We start from the raw sequence: 26,285 nt of genomic DNA, 5'->3' as shown, positions 1-26,285 counted from the left end.
CGGCACCACCGCAACAGGAAAAGGGAAGCCGTGGCCGGTAACGGAAGCTTCAGGATCGTGGTGGGCGTGGACGGTTCCGACCAGTCCCGGTCGGCAATGGACTGGGCCATCGAGGAGTCCAGGCTGCGCAAAGGTGAGGTCCAGGCGTTGACCGCCTGGAGCTTCCCTTATGTCAGCGATGCCCTGGGCACCGCCTGGGACTACGAGATCTTCCAGAAGGACGCCCAAGCGATCCTGGAGGCGGAGCTTGAACGCATCAAGGACCAGGGCGTGACGATCACAGGACGGGTCGTGGAAGGCAACCCGGCAGCGGCACTCATTGACGCCTCCCGCGATGCCGACCTGGTTGTCGTCGGCTCCCGGGGCCATGGCGGATTTACCGGCATGCTGCTCGGCTCTGTATCCCACCAGACCATCCACCATGCGCACTGCCCGGTACTGGTCATCCGCGAGCCTGCCGCAGATTAGGACGGACCTTCCACCTTTCGGTGAATGGAAAGTGTCGTCGTGTGATGCTGCCTGCGCTGCAAGGCTTGCAGGATGGACATGATTCGGATTGAACCCCGGTGCCGCGTGATTGTCGACAACGACTGGGCCGGCGACCCCGACGGCCTGCTTGGACTGGCCCACCATGCCCTGTCCCCGGCAAACAGGATCGCAGCCGTCACAAGTTCCCTGACGAACCCGATGTTCGGGCTGCCGGAGGGCAGATCCCAGCGGGGCGCCTGCCTGGCCGGGGAACTGCTCCGGGTGCTCGAGCGCCCCGAACCGGCGGCGGTGCATCCCGGACCGGACAGCCCTTTTACCGGCCAACCACGGAGCTCCGCTGCGGCGGGCGCGATCATTGAAACCGCAATGACCGCGGATGACCTGCCCTTGATTCTGGTGTGCGCCGGTCCGCTCACCAATGTTGCGGACGCGCTCCTGCTGGAGCCGGGCATCGCCCGGTTGCTGACGCTTGCCTGGGTCGGCGGAGCCGCCCGGAACGACGACGAGTACAACTACTTCACGGACCCCGCCGCTGCGGACTTCGTGCTGGCGAACCAGGAGCTCGCAGTCTGGCAGTTCCCCGCCGAAACGTACCGGCAGATGGTGGCGTCCGTCGCGGAACTCGATCATGCCTTCAGGGTTGCCGGCCCGGCCGGCGAGTGGCTGTGGGAGCACTTCAACAGTCTTGAGGTGCCGGACTTCGTGAAATTCGGGCCGGTGTGGTGCCTTGGAGACAGTGCACCCCTGGTGGTCACCGGGCTGGATGACGTCACCTCGGTGTTCACCGAAACGTCCGCGAGGCCGTCCCGCCGGATTTATACGGGTGTGGACAGCCGGTTGGTTCTTGCGGACTTCTTTGCGAAGCTGCACCTGCACGCCCGGCGGCCGTAGACAAGGGCAAAAGGCCTGCGGCAGAGGAATGGCCCGGACTTCCATGGGAAGTCCGGGCCATTATGAACCACGCTTAAGCGGGTTGCGGTGCCCCGGCCCCGGCGTGCTCCCTGGCCAGGTTCCCCAGCCAGCGCGCGCTCTCCTTGGGAGTCCGTTCCTGGGTGGAGCGGTCCACGGCGATCAGGCCAAACTTGGGCCCGTGGCCGAAGATCCACTCGAAGTTGTCGAACGCGGTCCAGGCGATGTACCCGCGGACATCGATGCCGTCCGCAAGGCAGGAAGCAACCCCGTCGACGGCCGTCCGCAGGTACGCCACCCGCTGCGTGTCATCCTCGGTGGCCAGGCCGTTCTCCGTGACGATCACGGGGATCCCGGCGATCCGCTGGGCCTCGCGGATGGTGGACTCCAGTGCCTGGGGATAGATTTCCTCGCCCATCTGGTTGGTGGGCACGCCCTCCGGTGCGGGCGCATGGCCATCGGGGCCGTACACGGTGCGCCCGTAAGTCTGGATGCCCACGAAGTCGTCACCCCGGGAGGCTTTGAGGAAGCGTTCGTTGACGTCCCGGCGCACCCGGTCTGCAATCCCTTCGCCACCGGGCAGCGCCTGGATATCGGAGTTTGCGAGGGTCCACCCCACCTGGAGGTCCGGGCGATGGGCTTTGATGGCCTTGGTGGCGGCCCGGTGCGCCGCCACCTTGACCTGGAACCCCGCCTCCGTGGAGCAGAACTGGAACGGGGCAACAGTGCTGGCATCCACGCCCAGGCGCTGGGCGGCGGCCGCCCAGATGGGCACCGAACCGCGGTTCTCCGGGGCTTCCCCGCCGATGCCGAATGACTCCAGCAGCCAAGGGAGGTTCGGCTCGTTCAGGGTGCAGGCGACGCCGATCAGGTCACCCAGGTGGGCCATGACCCGGTCGCAGTAGCGTGCGAAGAGTTCGGGCGTCCGGCTGCCCTCCCAGCCGCCGATCCGGAGGAGCCACAGCGGTGACGTGAAGTGGTGGAACGTGACCACCGGGGTGAGTCCATGTTCGTGGCAGGCTTCCAGCACCCGCTTGTAGTGGTCCAGCGCAGCCACCGAGAACTGGCCTTCCTCCGGTTCGATCCGGGCCCATTCCATGGAGAACCGGTAGCTGTTAAAACCGAGGCCGGCGATCAGTGCGATGTCCTCGCGGTAGCGGTGGTAGTGGTCCACGGCGTCCCCGGACGGCTCCGCGAAGATCGTTCCGGGAAGGTGCTCCAGGAACCAGGTATCGCTGTTGACGTTGTTGCCTTCCACCTGGTGGCCGGCGGTGGCCACGCCCCAAAGGAAGTCGCGGGGGAACGGGTTGGTCATGGGGTTCCTTTCGTGATGGACGCGTGCAGGCGTCCGAGGCTTCGTTGCCTTCCATCCTTCCGCCCGGCGTGACCGCCGCCACAATACCTTTTCAATCAATGACATTGTCATGTTTGGCGCCTGTGGCCCCGGCTGATTCTTGAAGGGAGCCGGCGAGCAGCCAGCCCCCACAACCGTTCCTCCGTCATCACATCAGAATGCAAAGGCGCACTACATGAAACTTCCGAACTCCACCGCCCGTGCGAGCTCCGCCGTTCTGGCCGGTGCCCTGCTGATGGGTTCCCTGGCCGCCTGCGGCGGCGGGTCCAGCCAAGCCGCCGCGAAGGCTGATACCAGCAGCCTCACCCTGGCCATCGACAGCGACTCAGCCTCCTTCGGGTTCGACCCGCTGCGCGTCTCCGCAGCCCAGCGCCAGTTCTTCGAAGGCCTCTACGACAGCCTGATGACCCTTCAGCCGGATGGTTCCGCAGGTCCGGGCCTGGCCAAGGACTTCAGCTACAACGCGGACAACACCGTCCTGACGCTGAACCTCAAGGACGACGTCACGTTCACCGACGGCTCCAAACTGGATGCCGCCCTGGTCAAGGCCAACCTGGACCGCCGCTCCGATCCCGCGCTGAGCGCCTACTCCGCCGTCGCGAAGGGCGGCGCCCAGGAAATCACCTCCGTGGACGTGGTCAGCCCCACCCAGGTGGCCCTGACCTTCGCCAAGCCGCAGCCCGGATTCGAGAAGAACCTGGCCTCCACCACCGGCATGATCGTGGGCAGGAACGGCGTCACGGACACGTCCAGCCTCGCTGCAACCCCTGACGGCTCCGGACCGTACACCCTTGACCCCTCCACCGTGAAGGGCAACAAGTACGTCCTGGTGAAGAACGACAAGAGCGCAGACGCCTCCAAGTACGCCTACAAGAAGGTGGTCTTCAGCGTGGTCCAGGACCCGCAGGCCCGCGCCAACGCCCTGGTCTCCGGCCAGGCCGACGTTGCCATGCTGACGTCCTCCACGGTGGACTTCGCCAAGTCCAAGGGCGTTGGCGTTTCCCAGATCGGCGGCACTGTGAACACCATGATCTCCTTCGACAAGATCGGCAAGACCGCACCGGCGTTCGCCCAGGAGAAGGTCCGCCAGGCCATTCAGTACGCCATCAACCGCCAGGCCCTGGTGGATGCCCTGCACAAGGGCGACATCCCTGCATGGAACGCCCTGCCCAAGGATTCGGCCGGCTTCACCAAGGACCTGGAAACCACATTCGCGTACAACCCGGACAAGGCCAAGAGCCTGCTGGCCGAGGCCGGATACCCCAACGGCTTCGAGTTCACCATCATCGCAAGCGCGCAGACCCAGACGGACCTGCAGGCCGTCCAGAAGGACCTCGCCGCCGTCGGCATCACCATGAAAGTCAAGATGGCAGCCTCCACCGACGAAGCGTTCGCCGCCGTCGCCACCACACCCCTTGGCTACGCTCCCCTGAACTGGGACAACCCCGTCGGCGTGATGTACGGAGCCATCCTGAACGGCTTCACCAACGTGCAAAAGGCCACCGATGACAAGCTCAGCGCCGCTACCGGCGAGCTGGCCGCGGCCAAAGACGACGCCGCCGTCAAGGCAGCCGCCACCAAGCTGAACACCCGCCTGGTGGAGTCAGGCTGGATGATCCCGCTGTATGAGGCGCTGACCAACCAGGGCTACAACACCAAGAAGGTGGCCCAGGTGAAGTTCGCCGGCACCAACGCCTACCCGCTCCTCTCGTCCTACACGCCGGCCAGCTAATACCCGCACCTTCCCGCCGGGCCCTCCCCAAACAGGAGGGCCCGGCCGGGCAGGGCCTGACCGATGGAGGTCACCATGGCACTATTCATCACTAAGCGCCTGCTGATGGCGCTGGCCACCGTGCTGGTGGTTGCGGTGCTGGCATTCCTGCTGGTGCACGCAATGCCCGGCAGCCCGGGAGCCGTCTCCCTCGGCGCAGGCGCCTCCCAGGAAGCCATCGACGAGGTCAACCAGAGGATGGGCTGGAACGATCCGCTGTTCACACAGTTCTTCACGTGGCTTGGTTCCGCCGTCCAGGGCGACCTGGGCGTCTCGCTCATCGATGGCCGCTCCGTCAGCGCCGACCTCGCCGGCCGCCTCCCCGTCACAGCCTCGCTTGCCGCCGGCGCCACCGTCCTCAGCGCGGTCCTGGGCATCGCCCTGGGCGTCACCGCAGCGGTCCGCGGCGGCCTCCTGGACCAGGTGATCGGCGGCTTCGTTGGACTCCTGGTCGCCCTGCCGGCGTTCTGGGTGGGCGTCCTCTTCGTGTACCTGTTCGCCGTCCAGTCCTCCATCTTCCCGGCCACCGGCTACGTGCCGTTCGAGGCCTCACCGCAGGACTGGGCCCTGTCCCTGGCGCTGCCGGTGATCACCCTCGCCGTGGGCGGCGCTGCCTTCATAGCCCGCCAGACCCGGGCGTCCATGCTCGAGGCGCTGCAGCAGGAACACATCCGCACGCTGCGCGCCACGGCCACCCCCACCTGGAAGATCCTCTACGTCCATGCCCTGCGCTACGCCAGCCTGCCCATCGTGGCCGGCATCGCCCTGCAGTTCATCGGCCTGTTCGGCGGCTCCGTCATCGCCGAGCAGCTGTTCGCCATGCCGGGCCTGGGCCAGGCTGTCCAGACCTCCGTCAGCACCCATGATGCCCCCGCCGTCCAGGGCGTGGTGGTGATCGCCACCGTGGTGGTGGTCGCTGTCAACCTGGTGCTGGAGCTGGCCACCAAGTTCCTCGACCCGAAGTTGCGTGCCTCATGATCCCAACAGTTACCCCGGCCCCTGCGGACGCGGACCAGGCAGGAAGTACGACGCCGGCAGCAGCCCCCGCGCGCAACGCCGGCAGGGCGGCCATCACCAAGGTATCCCGGCACCGGCTGTTCACTTCGCCGGGCGCCGTGGCCGGCCTGGCCTGGCTTGCGGCGCTTGTCACCGCGTCGCTGACAGCGCCGCTGTGGCTGCCCTTCAAGACAGAGGACCAGGATTTCGCCTCAGTCCTCTCCGGCCCCACCGCCGCCCACTGGCTGGGAACGGACGAACTGGGCCGCGACATCCTCAGCCGGATCTTCGCCGCCGCAGCCGGCACCCTGGGGACGTCCATGCTCACGGTGATTGTCGGCGTCGGGCTCGGCACCATCCTGGCCATGCTTGCTGCCGGCACCGGCGAACGCGTGGAGGCCGTGATCAGCAGGGTTACCGAGATCATGATGTCCCTGCCGGGAACCGTGATCATCCTGGCCGTCATCGGCGCGGTGGGAACCAACATCCCAGTGGTTATGGCCATCCTGGGCATCCTGATGTCCGCCGGCATCTACCGCGTGATCCTGGGCCAGGCCAAGTCCCTGCAGTCCCAGCTCTACGTGGATGCGGCCAAGGTGGACGGCGTCAGCCCACTGCGGATCAGCCTCCGGCACGTCCTGCCCGGCCTGGCGAACACCATCGTGGTCCAGTCCGCGCTCATCTTCGCTGTGGGCATGCTCATCCAGGCCGGCCTCGCGTTCATCGGCTTCGGCCCGCCCATCCCGCAGCCCAGCTGGGGCGGCATGATCCAGGGCGCCTCACAGCACGTCTATGACGCCCCCTGGATGATGGTGCCCACCGGTGCCGTGCTGGCGCTCACCGTCCTCTCCGCCAATGCCATCGGCAATGCCCTGGGCAAGGCCCCCAACGCGGCCGCACCGCACCTGCCCTCCGCCGCGGCACGCCGGCAGCGCGCCAAGGCCGTCGCCGCCATCGCGGCGGGGGCGCCCGGATCGGAGGACTTGGCCGCATTGGACGGCGCCTCTGCCGATAAGGGGACGCTCAGCGTCCGTAACCTGTCCGTCGGCGTCGACAGTGCAGGTACAGGCACCGGCGTCCGCCTGGTCACCGATGTCTCGTTCGACGTCCAGCCCGGCACCGTCCTGGGTTTGGTGGGGGAGTCCGGCTGTGGCAAGACCATGACCGCGCTGTCCTTGTTGGGCCTGCTTCCCTCGGGCGTAAGTGTCACCGGCGGCCAGATCCTCTGGAACGGAAGAAACCTGGCAGCGGTGGCGGAGAGGGACATGGAAGCAGTGCGCGGCCGGGAGATCGCGCTGATCAGCCAGGAACCCATGCGCGCCCTGGACCCGATGTTCACCGTGGGGTACCAGCTCACCGCGACCATCCGCCGGCTCCGCGGCATGGGCAGGACCGAGGCCCGCCAGGAGGCGCAGACCCTGCTGGAAAAGGTGGGCATCGTGGACGCGGCGCGGATCCTGAAGACCTATCCGCACCAGATCAGCGGCGGCATGGCCCAGCGCGTGGCGATTGCCCTGGCACTGGCCGGGCAGCCGAAGCTGCTGGTGGCGGACGAGCCCACCACGGCCCTGGACGTCACGGTGCAGGCCGAAATCCTGTCCCTGCTCCGGACCCTGGTGAAGGACACAGGCATGTCCGTGGTGATGGTGACCCACGACCTTGGTGTGGTGGCGGACATCTGCGACCAGGTGGCCGTCATGTACGCCGGCCAGGTGGTGGAGAACGGCACAACCCAGGCCGTCCTGGACCACCCCCGCCACCCTTACACCCTGGCGCTCCTGGCCGCCGACCCACACGCCAACCACGCAGACGACATGCCGGAGCGCCTTGCCACCATCAGCGGACAGGTGCCGCAGCCCAAGGACTGGCCCACCGGCTGCCGGTTCGCGGCCCGCTGCCAGTTCGCCGGCTCAGCCTGCATGGAACCCGTTCAGCTGCTGCGCTCCGGCGCCGGCGAAGGGCTGGTGCGGTGTGTCAAAGCGGACCAGCTGGCCGTCGAAGGCATGGACTGGCTGGCCACGGACGTGCCCGCCTCCCGCGTTTTGGAGGTCACCCCCAAGCAAAACCCGATCGTTGAAAAGGACCCGGCATGAGCACCGCAGTGACCGAGCGCCAAGATTCCGCGGCTTCCTCCGCCGCCACCCCCATGCTTGAGATCAAGGACCTGGTGGTCCGCTATGGACGGGGCCGGAAGGCAGCCGCCGCACCGGCCGCCGTCGACCATGTCAGCTTCAGCATCGCACCCGGGGAGACTGTGGGACTGGTGGGGGAGTCCGGATCCGGAAAGTCCACCATTGGCAAGGCAATCCTGGGCCTGCAAAAGGTCTCCGGCGGCACCATCACCTACCAGGGCAAGGACATCACCTCCGCCAGCGCCAAGGAGCGCCGGGCCCTGGGCGGGGAACTGCGTGCCGTCTTCCAGGACCCCAACTCATCGCTGAACCCGCGGAACACCATCGGCACGTCCCTGGCCGAACCGCTGCGCCTGCGAGGGGTTTCAGCGGCAGAGGCACGCGCCAAGGCCGGGGACATGCTCGAACGCGTGGGCCTGCCGCGGGACGCCGTGGACCGCTACCCCAGCCAGTTCTCCGGCGGCCAGCGCCAGCGCATTTCAGTGGCGCGTGCCCTCATCTGCGATCCCCAACTGGTGGTCTGCGACGAAGCCGTCAGCGCCCTTGACCTCTCCACCCAGGCGCAGGTGCTCAACCTCCTGGCCGACCTCCGCGACGAGCGCGGCCTGAGCTACCTGTTCATCGCCCATGACATCGCCGTGGTCCAGTTCCTGGCCCAGCGCGTGGTGGTGCTCTACCGCGGGCAGGTCATGGAAAGCGGACCTGCCGCTGCCGTCACCGGGAACCCCAAGCACCCCTTCACCCAGGCCCTCGTGGCCGCCTCCCCGGTGCCGCGTCCGGCGGAGCAGGCGGCGCGCCGGGAGGCCCGCGAATCGCTGGGCGTCCGTACGGGGGCGGCCGCGGTCCCCGCACCCGGCGGCTGCCCCTTCCGGCTCCGCTGCCCCCTGGCCACTGACCTGTGCGCCACCGAACGGCCGGCCCTGCGGCGTGTGGGTGCGGCAGATGTGGCCTGCCACTACGCCTGAACCTCCAGTCACCGAAGGGGACGCCACCCCTCGCTGCAAAGACAACCTTCAATACAGAAGTGGAGCCCTGATGACAGCGCAACGACAGCGGCCGGGTCGATCCAGCGACAGGATTGTCATGCTGGGAGTCAACGGCGGTCCCGTCGTGGGTCCTGACGAAGCCAAACCTGCTTTGGCACTGGTGGTCAATGACGCCGTGTACCTTGTTGACTGCGGGCTTGATACGTCGCGTCAGCTCGCCAAGGCCGGTTTGGGATTCGCCGGCATTCGCGACGTGTTCATCACGCACCACCACCTGGACCACACGTCCGGACTGCCTGGGCTCCTGCTGCACGGCTGGACAGCACGGCCACCCCTGCCCGCCGTGAATATCTGGGGCCCACCAGGGACCAAGCAAAAAGCAACGAACCTCCTCGCCGGCTTTGAGGACGACATCGCTCTGTTCGAGTCCGGCGGCGGCTTCGGTGCCTTCACGGCACCTGATGGCCATGACGTAGAGATCCCCCTGGACGGGAGCATCGTCCCTGTCATGGAGGACGCCAACGTCCGTGTTGATGCCACCCGGGTGTTCCACGGTCCGGAAGTGGCGAACGCCTATGCCTACCGGTTTACGGTGAAGAGCACAGGCAAGGTGGTGGTCTTTTCGGGTGACACGGCCGCCCCTGACGATAATCTTGCCGCCATCGCCAAGGGGTGTGATGTGCTCGTCCATGAAACGCAGGACAACAGCGCCATTGAGCGCATCGCAGCCGGGCTTCCCCACCCCCGTGGAGAGCAGCTGAAAAAGCATCTCTTCGAGGCACACTCCAGCGTCCTCGACCTGCCTGCTGTCGCCCATGCGGCGCGAGCCAAGAAGCTGGTCTTCAGCCACTACACGCCTGTTGCGCAACCGCCGTCCACCTGGCTTGCGATGGCGGTTCCAGCGGCCGAAGCCGTCGGCTACGAGGGAGAGATCATCGCCCCGAATGCACTGGACGTCATACCCCTCTAGCCCACCGCCAGGCTGTCACTGTCTGCACACCTGCAACCCGCTACACAGAACGGACCCCTCCTTCCATGACTTCCACGCCCTGGCTCGCTGCCATGATTTCGCCCGAGCAGGACTTCGACGGCGCCCCGCTGCTCCGCAAGGAATTTACGCTCGAGGCGGGCCACGGCGGCGTGGTGCAGGCGATGCTCCGGGCCACCGCCCTCGGCGTCTACGAGGCGTTCATCAACGGTTCGCCGGTTGGTTCGGACGTCCTCAGCCCCGGCTGGAGCTCCTACGAATGGCGGCTGCGCTACCGCAGCTACGACGTCACCTCCCTGCTGGCGCCAACCAGCGTGCTGGGGGTGGAACTGGGCAACGGCTGGTACCGCGGACGGCTGGCCTGGCACGGGATGTCCAACCTGTACGGCAGTGAGCTGGGGTTCCTCGGCCAGCTGGACATCGAGTTCGACGACGGACACGTCCAGTCGGTCGCCTCTGACACCTCCTGGCAGGCAGGCCCCTCCGCCACCACCTTCAACGACCTCTACGACGGCCAGACCATCGACGCCCGCCGCCTGCAAAAGGGCTGGGCGGAGCCCGGCTTTGTACCCGGCGCCGACTGGACGGGCGTGCGTGGGCTGGGGTTCGACGGCGGCCGGCTGGCTGAGCCGGTGGGCCCGCCCGTGGTGCGTGCCGGCGTCGTGCATCCCGTGGAAATCCGCACCTCACCCACCGGCCGGACGCTGGTGGACTTCGGCCAGAACCTGGTGGGCTGGCTCCGCTTCACGGTGCGGGGTGAGGCCGGGCAGGCCATCACCGTGCGGCACGCCGAGGTCCTGGAAGACGGCGAACTGGGCGTCCGGCCCCTGCGGTCGGCCAAGGCCACGGACACGTTCATCCTCTCGGGCGGGGAAGACGTCTTTGAACCAACCAAGACCTTCCATGGCTTCCGCTACGCCGAAATCACCGGCTGGCCGGGCACCCTCACCGAGGGAGACCTTGAGGCCGTAGTGGTCCACTCCGACCTGGAGCGAACCGGCACCTTTGAGTGCTCCAACGAACTCGTCAACCAACTGCACCGCAACATCGTCTGGGGGCTGCGCGGCAACTTCCTGGACCTGCCCACCGACTGCCCGCAGCGCGACGAGCGGCTGGGCTGGACCGGCGACATCGCGGTCTTCGCCCCCACTGCTGCCTACCTGTACGACGTCAAAGGGTTCCTGCAGGACTGGCTGCTGGACCTGGCCGCCGAGCAGAAGGCGGCGAACGGTCTGGTGCCCATCACCGTGCCCGATGCCCTGAAATACTGCCCGCAGCCGCCCGAATTCCCAGCTCCGGAATCGTCCGCCCTGTGGAGTGAAGCCGCCGTGTGGGTGCCATGGGCACTCTGGGAGGCCTACGGGGACCTCAGCGTGCTGCGGAACCAGTACGAGTCGATGGCCTCGCACACCCGCCGGGTGGAGGGGCTGCTCTCGCCCACGGGCCTGTGGGACTCCGGCTTCCAGTTCGGCGACTGGCTGGACCCCGACGCCGCGCCGGACCAGCCATGGGCGGCCAAGGCGGACACCGGCGTGGTGGCCACCGCCTGCATGTACCGCACCGCGCGCCTAACCGCCCAGGCTGCCGGGCTGTTGGGCAGGCACGACGACGAGGCCCACTTTGAGGCGCTCGCCGCCCGGGTGCGTACCGCCTTCGCCGAGAACTACGTCGCTGCCGACGGCACCATCCGCAGCGACTGCACCACGGTCTACGCGCTGGCTATCGCCTTCGACATCCTGGCCACCCCGGAGCTGCGGGAGTTCGCCGGGACCCGCCTGGCGGAACTGGTCAGGGACAACGGCTACCGCGTGTCCACCGGATTCGCGGGCACCCCGTTCATCACGCACGCGCTGACGGACACCGGTCATGTGGATGAGGCCTACCGGCTGCTGCTGGAGGAGGGCTGCCCCTCCTGGCTGTACCCGGTGACGATGGGAGCCACCACGGTCTGGGAGCGCTGGGATTCCATGTTGCCGGACGGCACCATCAACCCCGGACAGATGACCAGCTTCAACCACTACGCCCTGGGCGCGGTTGCCGACTGGATGCACAAGGCCATCGGCGGCATCCGCCCGCTGGAACCCGGCTACGCGCGGGTCCTCATCGCCCCGCAGCCGGGCCAAGGAATCGACTGGGCCAGGACCTACCTGAAGACTCCGCACGGTGAGGTCCGGGTTGAATGGACGCTCGACGGCGGTGCGTTCCGCCTCGAGGCGGCCGTCCCCGACGGGGTGGCGGCCGACGTCGTCCTTCCGGACGGTGTGCGGCGCACCGTTGAGGGCGGCACGCACTCTTTCGAAGGGCGCGTTGCCCCCATGCCCGATTACGAGGCAAGCCGCTGATGGGCAGACAGGAGACGGTTCAGCTCCTGCGCCTCGATGAAATCCGGATGCGGGACCCTTTCATCCTGGAACCGGTTCCGGGGGAGTTTGTCCTGTTCGGAACCAGCGACAGGAACGTGTGGAGTGGCCCCGCCACCGGCTTTGACTGCTATACCAGCAATGACCTTGAACACTGGGAAGGCCCCTTTGCGGCCTTCCGGCCGCCAGCGGATTTTTGGGCGGACGCGCAGTTCTGGGCTCCGGAGGTGTACGCCCTTGACGGACGGTTCTTCATGTTCGGCACCTTTGCGACGTCAACGGGCAACCGCCCCCGGGGCGTCGCGGTTCTTGCCTCGGATCTGGCCACGGGCCCGTACCAGGCCTGGAGTGACGGAGCCGTGACGCCGGCGGCCGAACCGTGCCTCGACGGGACGCTGTATATCGACGAGGATTCCACCCGCTGGCTCGTCTACAGCCGGGGGACGGAGGGAACCGCTGATGCACCAGGGATCACTGACGGCGAGATGCGTGCCGTCCGCCTGGCGCCGGACCTGCGCACGGCACTCGGTGAGCCTGCTCTCCTGTTCAAGGCATCCGCGGCGGCCTGGACCCGGCCGCTGCGGTTCCCGGAGGGGGTGGAACCCCCAAAGGACCTGAACCTTGCCGCAGATCCCCTGTTCACCGATGGACCGTTTGTTGTCCGTTCGCCGGAAGGGTCTTTGCTGATGCTGTGGTCAAGCCACGGCGAGGCCGGGTATGCAATGGGCATCGCCGAGTCGAAAAGCGGAACCATCAAGGGGCCCTGGATCCAGCAGGCGGACCCTGTGTGGTCCAGCAATGGCGGGCATGGAATGGTCCTCCGCACATCCGGCGGGCGTGACTATCTGGTCTTTCACGGGCCGAACGACACACCCAACGAAAGGGTCAGGATCACTGGCGTGGAAATCGACGGGAACAGCATCCGCGTCCTTCGATGAGGTGCAGCGGAGGCGCTGATCTGCAACGATGTGGCAAAAGATCATTCCCAGGGAGGACTCATGCCGTACACCGTGGATTTCAAGAACGTGTCCACCGCCGGTCTGGAATCGTCACCGGTAGCGGAGGCGTTGGCCGGGCTCCGCGCCAACGAGGCCCGCTACTACAAGAATAAATACGACCACGACTTCACGGTGGTCCCTGCCGGGGAAGCGCCGGAAGTGCTGGACTATGTGAACAACATCCTGTCCGCCGAGCGCAACCTGGTGATTGCCTCCAAACCCCTTGAGGTGTCCTCCTTCGAAGTGGACGGGCTGCGAATGGCCTACGTGTTCTACGAGTCAGGGCTGTCCATCAACGTCATGTACGGCATTGAGGAAGGGGGCAAGCGGGCGGTCGGATTCAAGCTCTCGGACGGCATGGACGTTCCGGAAGAGCTGGCGTCCAGCTTCAAGTTCGCCCGCCAAAAGTCGAAGCTGGCGGGCACCATCCGCGGCTCGTACTTCGTGATCAAGGGCCATTACTAGGCGGGAGCGCCGAAGAACGCGTTCCAACCATTGAAACCGGCCCCGCTGCAGGTGCCGCCGGAGGGCAGGATGGCTGGATGCACGCCAACCCCATCCTTGCCGGCTTCAACCCTGACCCGAGCATCGTCCGCGCGCCGGACGGCTGTTACCTGGTCACATCGTCCTTCGAATACCTGCCGGGCCTGCCGGTCCATCACAGCCCGGATCTGGAAAGCTGGCAGCTGGTGGGCCATGTGGCCACGCGGGAGGAGCAAGTCCGGATTGCCCGTGTCCCCACGCCCGGCGGCGTCTGGGCGCCGACCCTCCGCTACCGGGACGGCGTGTTCTACCTGATCGTCTCCGTGTTCCTCGGTGGGCGCGGTTGCGTTGTTTTCACGGCCGCCGATCCCGCCGGGCCATGGAGCGACGGGACGGTCATCGGGGCGGTGGACGGCATCGACCCGGACCTCGCCTGGGACGACGACGGAACTGCGTACGTGACCTTTGCCCGCCACCCGGACGCGATCCAGCAGGTGCGGGTGGACCTCGCAACCGGAGAAGCGCTCGAGAAGCCGCGGCCGCTGTGGTCCGGCAGCGGGCTGTATTCGCCCGAAGGCCCGCACCTTTACCGGCGCGGTGACTGGTGGTACTTGCTGGCGGCCGAGGGCGGCACGGACAGAGGCCACGCTGTGACCGTGGCACGGTCGCGGCGGCCGGACGGGCCGTTCGAATCCGCTCCGCACAATCCCCTCCTTACCGCCGCGGGAACCGGTTCGCCCGTCCAGAACACCGGGCACGCAGACCTCGTTGAGCTTTCCGACGGCGGAACAGCCATGGTCCTGCTGGGAGTCCGTCCGGTGGGGCTGGCGAAGTCGTTCTCACCGCTGGGCCGTGAGACGTTCCTGGCCGCCGTGGACTGGATCGACGGCTGGCCGCACGCCCGGATGCCCCAGCTCGGTGCGACGCCGCCGGAACAGCTTGAGTACGACTTCAGCAACGGTGCCGGGCTGGACGATCCGCGATGGATCGGTGTCCGCCGGACGCCCGCTGACTTCTCGGCGCCCACCTCCAAAGGGCTTTTGCTTAGGGGCGAAGGCAACACCATGGGAGCGCCCAGGCCTTGTTTCGTCGCCCAACGCCAGCGCCACCTCGGGATGGAATTCAGGGCTTTGCTGGACATCGGCTCCGGTACGGGCGGCATCGCCGTGCGGAACGCCGAGGACAACTGGTTCGGCATCGAGGCCCGCCAGGACGGCGACGCCGTCAGGATCACGGCGCGTGCCGTCGTCGCGGGCTTTGACCGCACCTGGGAAGCAACTGTTCCGCCCGGTGACGTTGAGCTGGCAGTCGTGGCCAGCCCGCCGCCGTCGGACTTCCGCGCCGGCGCCGTGGGCGGCGACAGGATCCGCCTGCTGGTCCGCGGCGCACGGCCGGGCGGCAGCGCTGAAGGGGAGCTGCTCACGGAACTGGACGGACGGCACTGGGCCTTTGAAACTGCCAAGGCCTTCACCGGCAGGGCTTTTGGCGTCTTCGCGGTGGACGGCGAGGTCCTGGTCCGCCGCCTGTCCTACCGCGGCGGGGACTGACCGCTAAGCCGCCACGGCACCGGGAAGTTGTACGGGCGGCGCGTCAGGGACCGATGTGCCCGGTGTGCCCTCCAGGGGATACCGTGGCGCGGCTCCTGCGGGAATCAGCCGCAGCGTTTGACACGCGGTCGGCGCCCGTACCGGCCCACTGCCCGTGCCGTTGACCGCGTGCATGGGCGTGAGTACTGTGGGCGCACTATCCGTCCGCCACATCGGCCGGCCGCCGATGCCTGGGGCGGGTACGGTCCGGGCGCGCCGGCAAAAGGAGGAAGATGTCGTTCTTCCAGCTTTCGCTGATCGCCGCCGTCGCGCTCCTCGGACCTTTGCTGGCATTCCCCCGGACATGGCACCTTCCCACGGTGCTCGGGCAACTGCTGGCCGGCATCGCCATCGGACGCACCGGCCTGGGGCTGGTGGATTCCTCAGATCCGACGTTCACGTTCGTTGCCGACGTGGGGTTCGCCCTCATCATGTTCGTCGCCGGAACGCATGTGCCAGTGCGGGACCGTGCCCTCCGCCCCGCACTGGCCGGCGGCGCGCTGAGCGCCGCCATCGCCGCACTGCTCGCGGCCGCCGTCGGAACCGTCACAGCGTTCGCCTTTGGGACCGGCCATGCTCCGCTCTACATCGTCCTGCTCGCATCGTCCTCAGCGGCCCTGGTCCTGCCAATTATCGATTCCCTGCGGTTGACGGGCCCCAAGGTCCTCACGATGACGGCGCAGGTGGCCGTGGCGGACATCGCCTGCATCGTGGCGCTTCCGCTCGCCGTCGACCCGCCTAATGCTCCCAGGGCAGCAATCGGGGCGGCCGGCGTCGCTGCGTGTTCCGTGGTGTTGTTCTTCGTGCTTCGCTGGCTGGAGGATAGTGGCACCCGCAAACGCGTCCACGACGTGTCCGAGGACCGGAAGTTTGCCCTGGAACTGCGGATCCAGCTTGCCTTGCTTTTCGCGCTCTCCGGCCTTGCCGTGGCAGGTCACGTATCCGTCATGCTCGCCGGATTCTCCTTCGGATTGGTTGTGGCGGCGGTGGGTGAACCGAGGCGGCTGGCACACCAGCTTTTCGCCGTGAGCGACGGCTTCCTGGGGCCCGTGTTCTTCGTCTGGCTGGGCGCATCACTTGACCTGAGCGCCCTCGCCGGCAGTCCCTCGATGGTTCTCCTCGGATTCTGCCTGGGACTGGGTGCCCTGCTGGTCCACGGAAGCCTGCGCCTGCTCGGCCACCCGCTGCCGCTCGCGATGCTCTCGGCATCCCAGCTGGGCGTGCCGGTTGCCGCTGCCACCATCGGCTCCCAACTGGATCTCCTGGTGCCCGGAGAAGCCTCGGCGATGATCCTCGGCGCACTCATCACCATCGGGGCCAGCGCGGCAGCAGGCTCACGCGCGGCCCACACCTTTGCACGGAACACCCCGGCCTCGGCCGCGTAGGGCCGCTACCCCTGCGAGTGCGTCCGGGTGCCGGCGCTGACGGCAGCCTGGTGCCCCAGGTTCCTGGAGACGGCGCGGGCGGCCGCGCGGACAGCGGGGGCCAGTACGTTCGGGGGAGTGGACCCGTCCGGGACCACGATGGACAGTGACGCCACCACGGAGCCCTGGGCGTCGAAGATGGGGGACGCCACGGAGACCGTCCGGGACGGGACGGTACGGCGGATCATCGCAATCCCGGTGCGCCGCACATCCGAAAGGGTCCTGCGCAGCTGGCCCTCCGGCATCTCCGGCACTCCGGGCTCGTTTTCCGGCGGCCGCTTCAGGATGGTCTCCTGGAACTGCTGGTCCGCGCCCGCCAGCAGCACCAGCCCGATCGCCGTGGACCGCAGGGGCGCCCGGCCACCCACGCGGTACGCCACCTCCGTGGCATCCTTCGCGGACAGCCGCTCGATCAGCACCGCCTGCTCGTTGTCCCGCACCGCCAGCAGCACGTGGTGCCGGGTGACTTCGAACAGATCCTCCAGGTAGGGAAGGGCAATTTCCCGCACCCCGTGCCCGCGGGGCGACAGCGACGCCACTTCCCACAGCCGGACCCCCACGACATACCGGCCGTCGTCGAGTCTTTCAAGCGCACCCCATGCCACCAACCGGGCGATCAGCCGCAGTGCGGTGGGCGCGGGCATGTCCGCATACCGGGCGAGTTCCGAGAGCGTCAGTGCCCGCCGCCGGTCGGAGAAGACGGCGAGCAAGCTCAGCGCGCGGTCGATGACGGGTTCGCCCTGTTTGGGCCGCTTTCCGCGGGCAGGCGGGGTGTCCGGGTCCGGAATGACAGTCATGGCGGTGGTTCCTAGCGCTGATGCATTGGTGAGCTGCCCCACAATACTATTTCGACCAATGAAAATGCTGTGTGGGGGACAGGAGCGCGCCAACCAAGCTGGAACTCCCAGCACCCGCACCCCAGGAGCCCTGCCGCATGACCGCCCCCACCCGGCTTCGGGCCGAGCACCTGTTGGAAGCGATGGGCCTGACCATCCGGGAGCCCAGGCTCAGCTGGACGCCCCCCGGCGGAACCACAAGCCAGGCGGCATACCGCATCACCGCAAGCAACGGCTGGGACACGGGGAAGGTCGAGTCGGCCGCCTGCAGCGGCATCCCGTACGGCGGGCCGGCGCTGCGCTCGCGGGACCGGTTCGAGTGGCGCGTCCGCACCTGGGACAGGGACGAAAAAGGCACCGAAACACCAAGCGGCTGGTCCAGCCCCATGCCGGTGGAGCTGGGGCTGATGCATGCCGAGGACTGGACGGCGCAGTGGATCGGGCCAGACGAGCCCCAAGTTCCGGCGCCAGGAGACCGGCCCGGCTACGCCCTCACCAAAACCTTCTTCCTGCCGGCGGCCCCGCAGAAGGCCCGCGCCTACGCCACCGCGCACGGCATCTATGAGCTCTTCATCAACGGCCACCGCGTGGGCGACCAGCAACTCACCCCAGGCTCCACCAGCTACAACACCACGCTCCAGGTCCAGGCCCACGACGTCACCGCCCTGATCCGTGAAGGCAGCAACACCGTGCGCGCCGTCCTCACCGACGGCTGGTACCGCGGCACGTTCGGATACACGCGCGACGCCGACATGTACGGAACGCACACGGCCTTCCTGGCGCAGCTCGAACTGGAGTCACGGGCCGGCAGGCAGGTCATCGGCACCGACAGCTCGTGGCTGGTGTCCGCCACGGAGATCCTCAGCGCCGACCTTATGGCGGGCCAGGGCGTGGATTTCAGGAAGGCCGACGGCGGCAGCGCACCTAAGGCGGGCAACGGCGCCCCGGTTGCCCGCGCACCCCGGCCGTGTTCCGCCGTCGTCCGTCCCGGCAGTTTCACCGCACTGGCCGGACCCCTTGCGCCGCCCACCCGGGTGGCGCAGGAACTTGTTCCGGCGTCCACCACGCGGCTGGCCAACGGCAGCCAGGTGGTGGACTTCGGCCAGAACATCCACGGCTGGGTCCGGCTCACCAGGCTCGGCGCACCGGGCGAAACCGTCACCCTGGAATACGGCGAAGCGCTCGGAGCGGACGGCGACGTCAACCGGGACCATCTACGCCCCCTCAACTTCCGGGCGCCGGGAGCCTTCCGGGACGCAGGCCAGGTGGACACCGTCACCGCCTCGGGTGCCCCCGGGGAAGTCTTCGAACCCCGGCACACCACCCACGGCTTCCGGTACGTCTCGGTCCAGGGCCTCGCCGCGGGCCTCCAGCCGGGAGACATCACCGGCTGCCTGGTGCGGACGGACCTGGAACGTACTGGCACCTTCAGCTGCAGCGATGCGCGCCTGAACACACTGCATGACATCGTGGAATGGAGCTTCCTGGGCAACTCCTGCGAGGTCCCCACCGACTGCCCTCAGCGCGAGAAAGCCGGCTGGACCGGGGACTGGCAGCTGTTTGTCCCCACTGCCGCCTACCTTTTCGACGTCACAGGCTTCTCCCGCAAGTGGCTGCGCGACGTCCGTGCAGACCAATGGGACAACGGCGTCATCACCAACATCTCGCCGTCCCCCGGGCCCGCGGCCACCTCGGCGGAGTTCATGGGCTTCACCAACGGGTCCGCCGGCTGGGGCGATGCGGTGGTGATGGTGCCCTGGGAGGTCTACCTGGCGTCAGGGGACGCCAGGATCCTCGCCGAAAACTGGGAGGCCATGCAGCGGTGGCTACACTTTGTGCAGGCTACCGCCGAAACGGAGCGGCACGCCGCGGGCGCCGCCGCAAGCGCAGCGCCCGCGCCGCACGAGCGGTACCTGTGGGACACCGGCTTCCACTTTGGTGAATGGATGGAACCGGACGGCCCCGAACCTGACCTGTTCGCCGCCCGCAGCGCCGACCACGGGATCGTGGCCACGGCCTACTACCGGCACACCACGGACGTGATGGCACGAATCGCTGCTGTCCTGGGCCTGGATACAGAGGCCGCCGAGCTCGCGGAACTTTCACACCTGATCCGGGACGCGTGGGAGACGGAATACCTTGATTTTTCCGGCAGCGTAATCCAAGCCACGCAGGCCAACTGCGTCCGCGCCCTGGCCTTCGACCTTGTCAGCCCCGAACACCGCCCCACGGTCACCTCGCAGCTGGCCGCCCTGATCCGGAACGCCGGCACCCACCTGGGCACCGGCTTCCTGGCCACGCCCTACCTGCTCCCGGTCCTGGCGGACAACGGACAACTGGACCTGGCCTATGAACTCCTGATGCAGGACTCGGAACCGTCCTGGCTGACCATGGTGGACCGCGGCGCCACCACCGTGTGGGAGTTGTGGAACGGCATCGATGCCAACGGCACGCCGCACCAGTCGCTCAACCACTACAGCAAGGGTGCCGTGGTCTCCTTCCTGCACCGCTACACCGCCGGCCTGCGGCAGGCGCCCGGAAGCGCAGGCTGGGAGCACATCATCATTGAGCCCCGCCCCGGCGCCGGCCTGGCATCCGCCTCCACCTCACACATGGGGCCACGGGGCCTGATCCAGGTGGCCTGGACTGCGGCGGAAGGAGCAATGGACGGCGGCGTGCTGACGCTCACAGCCACGATTCCCTCCGGCACCACCGCGGAGGTGCGGCTCCCCGGCGCGCCGGCCGCCGTCGTCGGGCCGGGACACCACACTTTCCCTGCCGCCACCGGCCCGGGCACTGCACAACCTGCGCTGATGAGGAGCACACTATGACAGTGGATGACGCTACCGGGGTACTCGACCTGTCCCCTTCCGACATGTCGCGTTCTGACATATCCCGTCCCGACACCTCCCGTCCCGGAGGCAGGAAGGTTCCGCCGTTCCCTGTCTTCGATGCCCCGGGCACGGCGGAGCAGGTCTCGGACGTATCCTCCGTGCACCGTGAAGTCACCTACGCCCGGGCCATCGGATTCCGGCCGCTGAAGATGGACATCTGGCTGCCCCGCAAGGCCTTTGGGACCACGCCGATGGTCCTCTGGGTGCACGGCGGAGCGTTCCAGCTGGGCGACCGCCGCGAACTGCCGCCCACCTTCGCCCCCGATTCCGTGTTCCGGCTGCTCAACGAGGCAGGCATCGCCTGCGCCACGGCAGACTACCGGCACTCGCTGGAGGCGCCGTTCCCGGCACAGCTCCACGACCTCAAAGCCGCGGTCCGCTACCTCCGGGAGTTCGCCGGGGACCTCAGCATCGACCCGGACAGGTTTGGCGCCTGGGGCGAATCAGCAGGCGGCCACCTGGTAGCGCTCCTGGGACTCACCGGCAAGCGCGAAGACCTGGAGGGCGGTCTCGGTGCGCAGGGGCACCCAAGCAGCGTCAGCGCCGTCGTCGACTTCTACGGCGTGTCTTCGCTGGTGGACATCCCGCCAATAGTCACCCCGGACGGGCTCTTTCCCCCTTCCTTGACTGCCGCTGTCCCGCCGGGAATGTCGCTGCAGCCCGAGCAGATGCTGGTGGGCGGGTCGGACGACCCGAAACTGCTGGCCGCGGCCAGCCCCGTCAGCTACGTATCGGCGGATGCCGCCCCGTTCCTCCTGGTCCACGGCGATTCGGATGGACTGGTCCCGCACTCGCAGACCCAGCTTCTGGCCGCCGCGCTCGCCGGCGCCGGCGTGGAACATGACGTCATGACCATCACGGGCGGCGACCACTGCTTCTTCGGCGCCGAGGACCAGTTGGATACCATCCTGGCCACAGCCGTTGACTACTTCTCACGGAAGTTGGGAACACCATGAAACCCCGCACAAAACCAGACGTGGCTTCCCCCGACGCCACCCCGGCCGGCCCACAGGGGGAGGCCGCCGCCGGATTCGCTGAGTACCTGGCCAGCCCGGAAGGACCGCAGTTCCTAAACCCGGACGCCCTGCGCTCACCCGGGCCGGACGTCCCCATCCGCGACGTGACGGCCGACGGCCGGCACGGGCCGGTGGCCATCCGGATCTACGGGGAACCGGCCGGCGCGGACAGCCCCGCCCTCCTGTGGCTGCACGGCGGCGGATTCGTCAGCGGCAGCGTGGATAGCCCGGAGTCGGATTACCTGGCGCGGGTGCTCGCGAACCAGGGCACGCCGGTGCTGTCCGTGGACTACCGGCTGGCCCGCGACGGCGTGTCCTTCCCCATCCCGCACGACGACGCCCTGGCCGGCTGGTTTTGGGCCCGGAAGAACGCCGAATCCCTGGGGCTGGATCCGGACCTGCTCTGCCTGGGCGGTGCCGGTGCCGGTGGCAACCTGGCGGTGGGCGCCGCGCTCTACCTGATTGACGCCGGAAAGCCGCTGCCCGCCAAGCTCCTGCTGGCCTACCCCTTCCTGCACGCGGAACTCCCGCCGCCGGCCGGGGGACTGGATCAGCGGGTCATGGCCGGGCTGCCCCGGCACCTGCGGTTCACCGTAGAGGACTGCATCCGGACGGCCGAGAACTACGTGGGCGGCCCCGTCAGCATGGCATCGTCCTATGCGATGCCCGGCTACGCGGACCCTGCCGGACTGCCGCCCACGGCCCTGCTCGCCTGCGAGTACGACGACGCCCGCGGCTCCACCGAGCTGTTTGCTGCTGAGCTGGAACGCGCAGGGGTTCCGGTGTCCTGCTTCCTCGCCCAGGGCGCGGTCCACGGCCACCTCAACCACACCGCCGGCCTGCCGGAAGGGCAGGCGGCCCTGGATTTCCTGGCGGGTGAGCTGCTGGCAGTCCGGCGGGCGTAACCCTTCCGGCGTCCGCTGGTGCTGCCGGCACCTGGCTTACCCGGGGTTGGCCGCGCCGTCGTTGACGGAAGCATGGCTGCTGGACCAGATGTCACCCATCTCCTCGGTGGACTGCTCCACAATCCGGCTCATGGCGGCATGCGCGGCGGCTGCCTGGCCCCGCTGGATGGCGCTGGCCACATCCACGTGCATCTGCAGTGCCTCATGGTCCGGAAGATGGGGCATCAGGCCGTGCTGGGTCCGCCCCGCCAGCACTTCCGCCACGAGTTTATGCAGCTGCGAAAACATCAGGTTGCCGGAGGCGTTGAGGACAGCGGCATGGAATTCGATGTCCAGGCGCAGGAAATCTTCCTGGTCTCCCCGCTGCCCGGCGGCCCAAAGCCGGGCTGCCATGGAAACAAGGTCGCTGGCCTGGTCGAGTGAAGCGCGCTCGGCCGCGAGCCGGGCGGCCTGCGGCTCAATGGCGCCGCGCAGTTCATTCAGGGACCGCAACTGCTCCAGCCGCTTGGCCGAGGCCAGCCGCCACCGGATCACCTGGGGGTCATAGAGGTTCCAGCTGGCTTCCGGCTGAACCACCGTTCCCAGTCGGCGGCGCGATTCCAGCATGCCCATCGACGACAGGACACGGGTGGCCTCCCGGATCACGGAGCGGGACACCTTGTGCTGCGCCTCCAGCTCATCCAAGCGCAGGATCGAATTCGGGGCCAGCGTTCCCTCGGCAATGGCGAGCCCCAGGTTCTCGACCAGCGATGAATGCAGGTCCGGGGACAACGCCGCCTTTGGGATGGTCATGAATAAATCATATGGGGGCATGGCAAGGTCTTGTATATGTCTGCCTTATTTGTTTATGCTCGCTGAACACAACAGACGTAACGAGGCGTCTGTCACCCGCCCGCGAAGCTGCGGGCCTGAAGGCAAAGGAAGTCGTAATGAAGCGGCATTCAATTGTGAAGTACGCGGCAATTGCCGCAGCGATGTCGCTGGGGCTGACCGCCTGCAGCGGCGGCGGAGGCGGCAGCGACCAGGCCAAGCAGTCCGGCACCGTCCGTGTCACCCTGGCCAACCACGTGTGGACCGAGGGCATCAAGGCCGCGATTCCGGAATTCGAGAAGTCCAGCGGGCTCAAGGTGGAGCTGACCCAGCTCGGCGAGGACCAGCTCTCTGACCAGTACAACGTCAAGCTCAACGCAGGCAGCGACGAGATCGACGTGATGATGTACCGCCCGCTGCAGGAAGGCAAGGCTTTTGCCAAGAACGCTTACCTTGCGGACCTGACCAAGAACGTCTCATCGGACTCGGGCTGGGACTGGAAGGATTACCAGGAGGGCCCGGTCAAGGCCACCACCGTTGACGGCAAGGTGGTTGGTGTTCCGATCATCACCGAGCGCGAAGTCCTGTACTACCGCAAGGACCTGCTGCAGGCCGCAGGCCTCCAGGTCCCCAAGACCATGGAGGAACTGGAAGCGGCGGCCAAGGCCATCAAGGCGTCCTCCCCTGACACCGCAGGCTTCGTGGCCCGCACCGGCAAGTCCGCCGCGGTGACCCAGTTCTCCAGCTTCCTGTACAGCTTTGGCGGCGACTTCATGGACTCCAGCGGCAAGGCCTCCGTCAACACCGACGCCGCCAAGAAGGCCTACGCCTACTACGGCGGCCTGATCCGCAACTACGGTCCCGCCAACGTCAGCACGGACATGAGCTGGCCGGAGGCGATGGCCATCTTCACCCAGGGCGGTGCCGCCTTCTACACGGAGGCAGATTCGCTCTACAAGAACGCCACCGACCCCGCCAAGTCCAAGGTTGCGGACAAGGTTGGATTCGCTGCGCTGCCTGCAGGTCCCGCCGGTTCCAAGCCGTACAACATCCCCTCTTGGGCGCTGGGCGTGAACCAGAACTCCAGCAACCAGGACAACGCCTGGAAGTTCATCCAGTGGGCAACCAGCAAGGAACGCACCCTGGCAGCCCAGAAGGCCGGCGTCCCGGGCCCGCGCACCTCCGTCTGGTCCAACCCTGACGGAACCTCCACCTACCCGAAGGACCTCGCCGACGCGATCTCCGCCAGCGCCAAGAACGGTGTGGGCCACGACCGGCCCGAGGTTGTCACCGTAGGCAAGGCACGCGAAATCGTGGGTGCCCCGATTGTCGCCACCATCACCGGCGGGGACGCCGCCGCAGCGGCAAACGACGCCCAGACTGCTTTCCAGACCTTCCTGGACAGCGAAAAGAAGTAGGACACCGGGCGCCTATCGCGCACCAACATCCCGCCGGGACGGCCCATGGCCGTCCCGGCGCGGCCCACTTCACCCCCAAACTCCTTAGGTGAACCATGTCTGTATTGAACCCTCCCCGCAGCGCCCGCACCCGCCGGCCCGGTGGCCCCGCCGGTGCCGGGGGGAACTTTTCCGCCTGGGCCAACCGGCACCGAAAGTGGCTCTTCGCGGCACCGGCAATGATCTTCGTCGGCGTCCTGATCATCTTTCCGCTGGCCTGGACCGTGTACCTCAGCCTCACCGACTCCCAGGGATCCGTGCGGGCCGCAACGGAGTTCATCGGGCTGCAGAACTACATCACGGTCCTCAGCGATACCGAGCGTTTCTGGCCCGCCGTGGGCCGCACCCTTTCCTTCACCGGCGTCGCACTGGCCTTCGAAGTGGTGCTGGGCATGGGCGTGGCGCTGCTTCTGTGGCGGCCCTTCCGGGGTGAAAAGTGGGTCCGGGTGGCCATCCTGCTGCCGCTCGTGGCCACGCCCGTGGCGGTCGGCATGATGTGGCGGCTGATCTTCGATCCCAACATCGGCTTCGTCAACCAGCTCCTGGGCATGGTGGGCATTCCGCCCCAGCCGTGGCTGTCCGGCCAGGACACCGCCCTGGGCACCACCATCTTCATGGACGTGTGGCAGTGGACCCCCATGGTGGTCCTGATCCTGCTGGCCGGGCTGACCTCGCTGTCCGACGAACCGGACGAGGCCGCCCGCGTGGACGGCGCCAACGCCTTCCAGCGGTTCTTCTACATCACGCTGCCCCTCATGATGCCCACCGTGATCGTGGCCATCCTGCTGCGCGGCATCGATGCACTGAAGACCTTCGACATCCTTTACGCCACCAAGGGCAAGGGCGGCGGCTCGTTCCACGAAGTGGAGACGCTGAACGTCTACGCCTACGGACTCAGCTTCGACTACAACCAGTACGGGCTTTCCTCGGCGGTGCTGATCCTGTTCTTCATGATCATCATCGGCTCCATGTGGCTGCTCACCATGCGCAAGAAAGCGGTAAGCAAATGACCGTCATGACAGATTCCGCCGCCACCGCCGCGGACCGCCGGCCCCCGCGCCGCCGCAAGCCCCTGGCCACGCGCGCCTACAAGGTGTTCCGGGTCGTCGCCCTCATCCTCGTGGTGCTGTTCCTGCTTGCGCCGCTCTTCTGGATGCTGCTGGCATCGCTGAAGACCAACGTGGACATCTACGACACCGGCAAGGCGTTCCTGTTCTCGCCCACCATAGAGAACTACGCCAACGTGCTGCAGCGCAACAACTACTTCGTGTTCATCTTCAACAGCTTCTGGGTTGCCTTCGTCTCCACCGCGCTGTCAATCGTCCTCGGTGTCCCGGCTGCCTACGCCATGAGCCGGTTCACCATGCACCGCTCGGCGCTGGTGGTCCTGATGGCCCGGGTCATTCCCGGCGTCTCGCTCCTGGTGCCTTGGTACTACGTCTTCTCCAACCTGCGCATGGTGGGGAAGTTCGAGGTGCTGATCCTCAGCCACATGTTCGTGGCCCTCCCGCTGATCGTGTACATCATGATGAGCTACTTCGACTCGCTGCCCCTGGAGCTGGAGGAATCAGCCGAAGTGGACGGGCTTACGCCGATCGGTGCGTTCCGGCTGATCACGCTTCCGCTGGCGGTGTCCGGGATCGCCACAGCCGGCATCCTGTCCTTTATCTTCTCCTGGAACAACTTCATGTTCGCGCTGGTGCTCTCCGGCTCCAAGACCAAGACCCTGCCGGTGGCGATCTTCGACTTCGTCTCCTACGCCAGCATCGACTGGGGCGGGCTGATGGCCGCGGCGACTGTTGTCACCATCCCCATCATGATCATTGCGCTCTTCACGCAGAAGTACATCGTCTCCGGCCTGACCGCCGGCGCCACCAAGGGTTAGGACCGC

At 67.3% G+C, this 26,285-nt stretch carries 21 protein-coding genes; 18 read left to right on the top strand and 3 right to left on the bottom strand.

All coding sequences use genetic code 11. The features are described 5' to 3' along the window. The first annotated feature begins 30 nt into the window (after positions 1 to 30). Together ACV095_RS19095 and ACV095_RS19090 are read left to right on the top strand one after the other, a co-directional pair. Positions 31 to 468: a universal stress protein gene (locus ACV095_RS19095; protein ID WP_018770877.1), complete on the top strand. Its 438-nt coding sequence runs from the start codon at positions 31 to 33 to the stop codon at positions 466 to 468. A 78-nt stretch (positions 469 to 546) separates the two neighbouring features. Next, positions 547 to 1,380, top strand: a complete 834-nt coding sequence (locus tag ACV095_RS19090; RefSeq protein ID WP_268002461.1) for a nucleoside hydrolase — start codon at positions 547 to 549, stop codon at positions 1,378 to 1,380. Between the two features lie 73 nt (positions 1,381 to 1,453). Here ACV095_RS19090 and ACV095_RS19085 read toward each other — a convergent pair whose 3' ends face one another. Beyond that, entirely contained in the window at positions 1,454 to 2,713 is a 1,260-nt protein-coding gene (locus ACV095_RS19085; RefSeq protein WP_478222501.1) for a glycoside hydrolase family 1 protein, read from the bottom strand. A 214-nt stretch (positions 2,714 to 2,927) separates the two neighbouring features. On the opposite strand from ACV095_RS19085, the gene ACV095_RS19080 reads away from it, so the two are divergent. From ACV095_RS19080 to ACV095_RS19035, 10 genes are all read left to right on the top strand, one after another. Continuing rightward, a complete protein-coding gene (locus ACV095_RS19080) occupies positions 2,928 to 4,484 on the top strand; it encodes an ABC transporter substrate-binding protein (protein ID WP_018770874.1) in 1,557 nt (518 codons plus the stop codon). Positions 4,485 to 4,547: 63 nt separating this feature from the next. Continuing rightward, entirely contained in the window at positions 4,548 to 5,501 is a 954-nt protein-coding gene (locus ACV095_RS19075) for an ABC transporter permease (protein WP_018770873.1), read from the top strand. After that, complete coding sequence (locus ACV095_RS19070; protein ID WP_056388288.1) at positions 5,498 to 7,612, top strand: dipeptide/oligopeptide/nickel ABC transporter permease/ATP-binding protein; 2,115 nt, start codon at positions 5,498 to 5,500, stop codon at positions 7,610 to 7,612. The genes ACV095_RS19075 and ACV095_RS19070 overlap by 4 nt, the downstream gene beginning before the upstream one ends. Then, positions 7,609 to 8,616, top strand: a complete 1,008-nt coding sequence (locus ACV095_RS19065) for an oligopeptide/dipeptide ABC transporter ATP-binding protein (RefSeq protein WP_478222500.1) — start codon at positions 7,609 to 7,611, stop codon at positions 8,614 to 8,616. The genes ACV095_RS19070 and ACV095_RS19065 overlap by 4 nt, the downstream gene beginning before the upstream one ends. Positions 8,617 to 8,686: 70 nt before the next feature. Continuing rightward, positions 8,687 to 9,607: an MBL fold metallo-hydrolase gene (locus ACV095_RS19060; protein ID WP_478222499.1), complete on the top strand. Its 921-nt coding sequence runs from the start codon at positions 8,687 to 8,689 to the stop codon at positions 9,605 to 9,607. Positions 9,608 to 9,672: 65 nt separating this feature from the next. Next, entirely contained in the window at positions 9,673 to 11,967 is a 2,295-nt protein-coding gene (locus ACV095_RS19055; RefSeq protein ID WP_478222498.1) for an alpha-L-rhamnosidase, read from the top strand. Then, positions 11,967 to 12,923 carry a glycoside hydrolase family 43 protein gene (locus tag ACV095_RS19050; RefSeq protein ID WP_478222497.1) on the top strand — a complete coding sequence of 319 codons (957 nt, stop codon included), beginning with the start codon at positions 11,967 to 11,969 and terminating at the stop codon, positions 12,921 to 12,923. The genes ACV095_RS19055 and ACV095_RS19050 overlap by 1 nt, the downstream gene beginning before the upstream one ends. A gap of 60 nt (positions 12,924 to 12,983) precedes the next feature. Continuing rightward, positions 12,984 to 13,448 (top strand): phage tail protein, encoded by a 465-nt coding sequence (locus ACV095_RS19045; RefSeq protein ID WP_478222496.1) that lies wholly within the window; start codon positions 12,984 to 12,986, stop codon positions 13,446 to 13,448. 77 nt (positions 13,449 to 13,525) lie between these two features. Further along, complete coding sequence (locus ACV095_RS19040) at positions 13,526 to 15,013, top strand: glycoside hydrolase family 43 protein (RefSeq protein ID WP_478222495.1); 1,488 nt, start codon at positions 13,526 to 13,528, stop codon at positions 15,011 to 15,013. Between the two features lie 272 nt (positions 15,014 to 15,285). Then, positions 15,286 to 16,437: a cation:proton antiporter gene (locus ACV095_RS19035; RefSeq protein ID WP_478222494.1), complete on the top strand. Its 1,152-nt coding sequence runs from the start codon at positions 15,286 to 15,288 to the stop codon at positions 16,435 to 16,437. 5 nt (positions 16,438 to 16,442) lie between these two features. Here the strand turns inward: ACV095_RS19035 and ACV095_RS19030 are convergent, their stop codons facing one another. Then, positions 16,443 to 17,273 carry an IclR family transcriptional regulator gene (locus ACV095_RS19030; protein WP_134165251.1) on the bottom strand — a complete coding sequence of 277 codons (831 nt, stop codon included), beginning with the start codon at positions 17,271 to 17,273 and terminating at the stop codon, positions 16,443 to 16,445. Between the two features lie 137 nt (positions 17,274 to 17,410). Here ACV095_RS19030 and ACV095_RS19025 point away from each other — a divergent pair, with 137 nt between their 5' ends. The 3 genes from ACV095_RS19025 to ACV095_RS19015 are packed head-to-tail and all read left to right on the top strand — an operon-like array spanning position 17,411 to position 22,127. Further along, a complete protein-coding gene (locus ACV095_RS19025; RefSeq protein WP_478222493.1) occupies positions 17,411 to 20,143 on the top strand; it encodes an alpha-L-rhamnosidase in 2,733 nt (910 codons plus the stop codon). Further along, on the top strand, positions 20,140 to 21,162 hold the full coding sequence (locus ACV095_RS19020; RefSeq protein WP_478222492.1) for an alpha/beta hydrolase fold domain-containing protein: 1,023 nt from the start codon (positions 20,140 to 20,142) through the stop codon (positions 21,160 to 21,162). The genes ACV095_RS19025 and ACV095_RS19020 overlap by 4 nt, the downstream gene beginning before the upstream one ends. A 20-nt stretch (positions 21,163 to 21,182) precedes the next feature. Continuing rightward, entirely contained in the window at positions 21,183 to 22,127 is a 945-nt protein-coding gene (locus tag ACV095_RS19015) for an alpha/beta hydrolase (RefSeq protein ID WP_478222491.1), read from the top strand. 36 nt (positions 22,128 to 22,163) lie between these two features. On the opposite strand, the gene ACV095_RS19010 is transcribed toward ACV095_RS19015, so the two are convergent. Then, a complete protein-coding gene (locus ACV095_RS19010; protein ID WP_018770863.1) occupies positions 22,164 to 22,919 on the bottom strand; it encodes a FadR/GntR family transcriptional regulator in 756 nt (251 codons plus the stop codon). Between the two features lie 137 nt (positions 22,920 to 23,056). Here ACV095_RS19010 and ACV095_RS19005 point away from each other — a divergent pair, with 137 nt between their 5' ends. The 3 genes from ACV095_RS19005 to ACV095_RS18995 all read left to right on the top strand — a co-directional run bounded on the left by ACV095_RS19005 (position 23,057) and on the right by ACV095_RS18995 (position 26,279). Continuing rightward, entirely contained in the window at positions 23,057 to 24,355 is a 1,299-nt protein-coding gene (locus tag ACV095_RS19005) for an ABC transporter substrate-binding protein (protein ID WP_134165247.1), read from the top strand. A 95-nt stretch (positions 24,356 to 24,450) separates the two neighbouring features. Continuing rightward, positions 24,451 to 25,404: a carbohydrate ABC transporter permease gene (locus ACV095_RS19000; RefSeq protein WP_186447807.1), complete on the top strand. Its 954-nt coding sequence runs from the start codon at positions 24,451 to 24,453 to the stop codon at positions 25,402 to 25,404. After that, complete coding sequence (locus ACV095_RS18995) at positions 25,401 to 26,279, top strand: carbohydrate ABC transporter permease (RefSeq protein WP_018770860.1); 879 nt, start codon at positions 25,401 to 25,403, stop codon at positions 26,277 to 26,279. The genes ACV095_RS19000 and ACV095_RS18995 overlap by 4 nt, the downstream gene beginning before the upstream one ends. The last annotated feature ends 6 nt before the right edge of the window (positions 26,280 to 26,285 follow it).

The organism is Arthrobacter sp. JDC6 (assembly GCF_056484025.1).
The sequence above is the reverse complement of the archived record's forward strand: the minus strand, read 5'-3'. Positions and strand labels throughout refer to the sequence as shown.

What these genes read in the sequence shown, in the direction of transcription:
- ACV095_RS19090 (WP_268002461.1), top strand. Translation starts at nt 547, where the DNA reads ATGATTCGGATTGAACCCCGGTGCCGCGTGATTGTCGACAACGACTGG.
- ACV095_RS19085 (WP_478222501.1), bottom strand. Translation starts at nt 2,713, where the DNA reads ATGACCAACCCGTTCCCCCGCGACTTCCTTTGGGGCGTGGCCACCGCC.
- ACV095_RS19080 (WP_018770874.1), top strand. Translation starts at nt 2,928, where the DNA reads ATGAAACTTCCGAACTCCACCGCCCGTGCGAGCTCCGCCGTTCTGGCC.
- ACV095_RS19075 (WP_018770873.1), top strand. Translation starts at nt 4,548, where the DNA reads ATGGAGGTCACCATGGCACTATTCATCACTAAGCGCCTGCTGATGGCG.
- ACV095_RS19070 (WP_056388288.1), top strand. Translation starts at nt 5,498, where the DNA reads ATGATCCCAACAGTTACCCCGGCCCCTGCGGACGCGGACCAGGCAGGA.
- ACV095_RS19065 (WP_478222500.1), top strand. Translation starts at nt 7,609, where the DNA reads ATGAGCACCGCAGTGACCGAGCGCCAAGATTCCGCGGCTTCCTCCGCC.
- ACV095_RS19060 (WP_478222499.1), top strand. Translation starts at nt 8,687, where the DNA reads ATGACAGCGCAACGACAGCGGCCGGGTCGATCCAGCGACAGGATTGTC.
- ACV095_RS19055 (WP_478222498.1), top strand. Translation starts at nt 9,673, where the DNA reads ATGACTTCCACGCCCTGGCTCGCTGCCATGATTTCGCCCGAGCAGGAC.
- ACV095_RS19050 (WP_478222497.1), top strand. Translation starts at nt 11,967, where the DNA reads ATGGGCAGACAGGAGACGGTTCAGCTCCTGCGCCTCGATGAAATCCGG.
- ACV095_RS19045 (WP_478222496.1), top strand. Translation starts at nt 12,984, where the DNA reads ATGCCGTACACCGTGGATTTCAAGAACGTGTCCACCGCCGGTCTGGAA.
- ACV095_RS19040 (WP_478222495.1), top strand. Translation starts at nt 13,526, where the DNA reads ATGCACGCCAACCCCATCCTTGCCGGCTTCAACCCTGACCCGAGCATC.
- ACV095_RS19035 (WP_478222494.1), top strand. Translation starts at nt 15,286, where the DNA reads ATGTCGTTCTTCCAGCTTTCGCTGATCGCCGCCGTCGCGCTCCTCGGA.
- ACV095_RS19030 (WP_134165251.1), bottom strand. Translation starts at nt 17,273, where the DNA reads ATGACTGTCATTCCGGACCCGGACACCCCGCCTGCCCGCGGAAAGCGG.
- ACV095_RS19025 (WP_478222493.1), top strand. Translation starts at nt 17,411, where the DNA reads ATGACCGCCCCCACCCGGCTTCGGGCCGAGCACCTGTTGGAAGCGATG.
- ACV095_RS19020 (WP_478222492.1), top strand. Translation starts at nt 20,140, where the DNA reads ATGACAGTGGATGACGCTACCGGGGTACTCGACCTGTCCCCTTCCGAC.
- ACV095_RS19010 (WP_018770863.1), bottom strand. Translation starts at nt 22,919, where the DNA reads ATGACCATCCCAAAGGCGGCGTTGTCCCCGGACCTGCATTCATCGCTG.
- ACV095_RS19005 (WP_134165247.1), top strand. Translation starts at nt 23,057, where the DNA reads ATGAAGCGGCATTCAATTGTGAAGTACGCGGCAATTGCCGCAGCGATG.
- ACV095_RS19000 (WP_186447807.1), top strand. Translation starts at nt 24,451, where the DNA reads ATGTCTGTATTGAACCCTCCCCGCAGCGCCCGCACCCGCCGGCCCGGT.
- ACV095_RS18995 (WP_018770860.1), top strand. Translation starts at nt 25,401, where the DNA reads ATGACCGTCATGACAGATTCCGCCGCCACCGCCGCGGACCGCCGGCCC.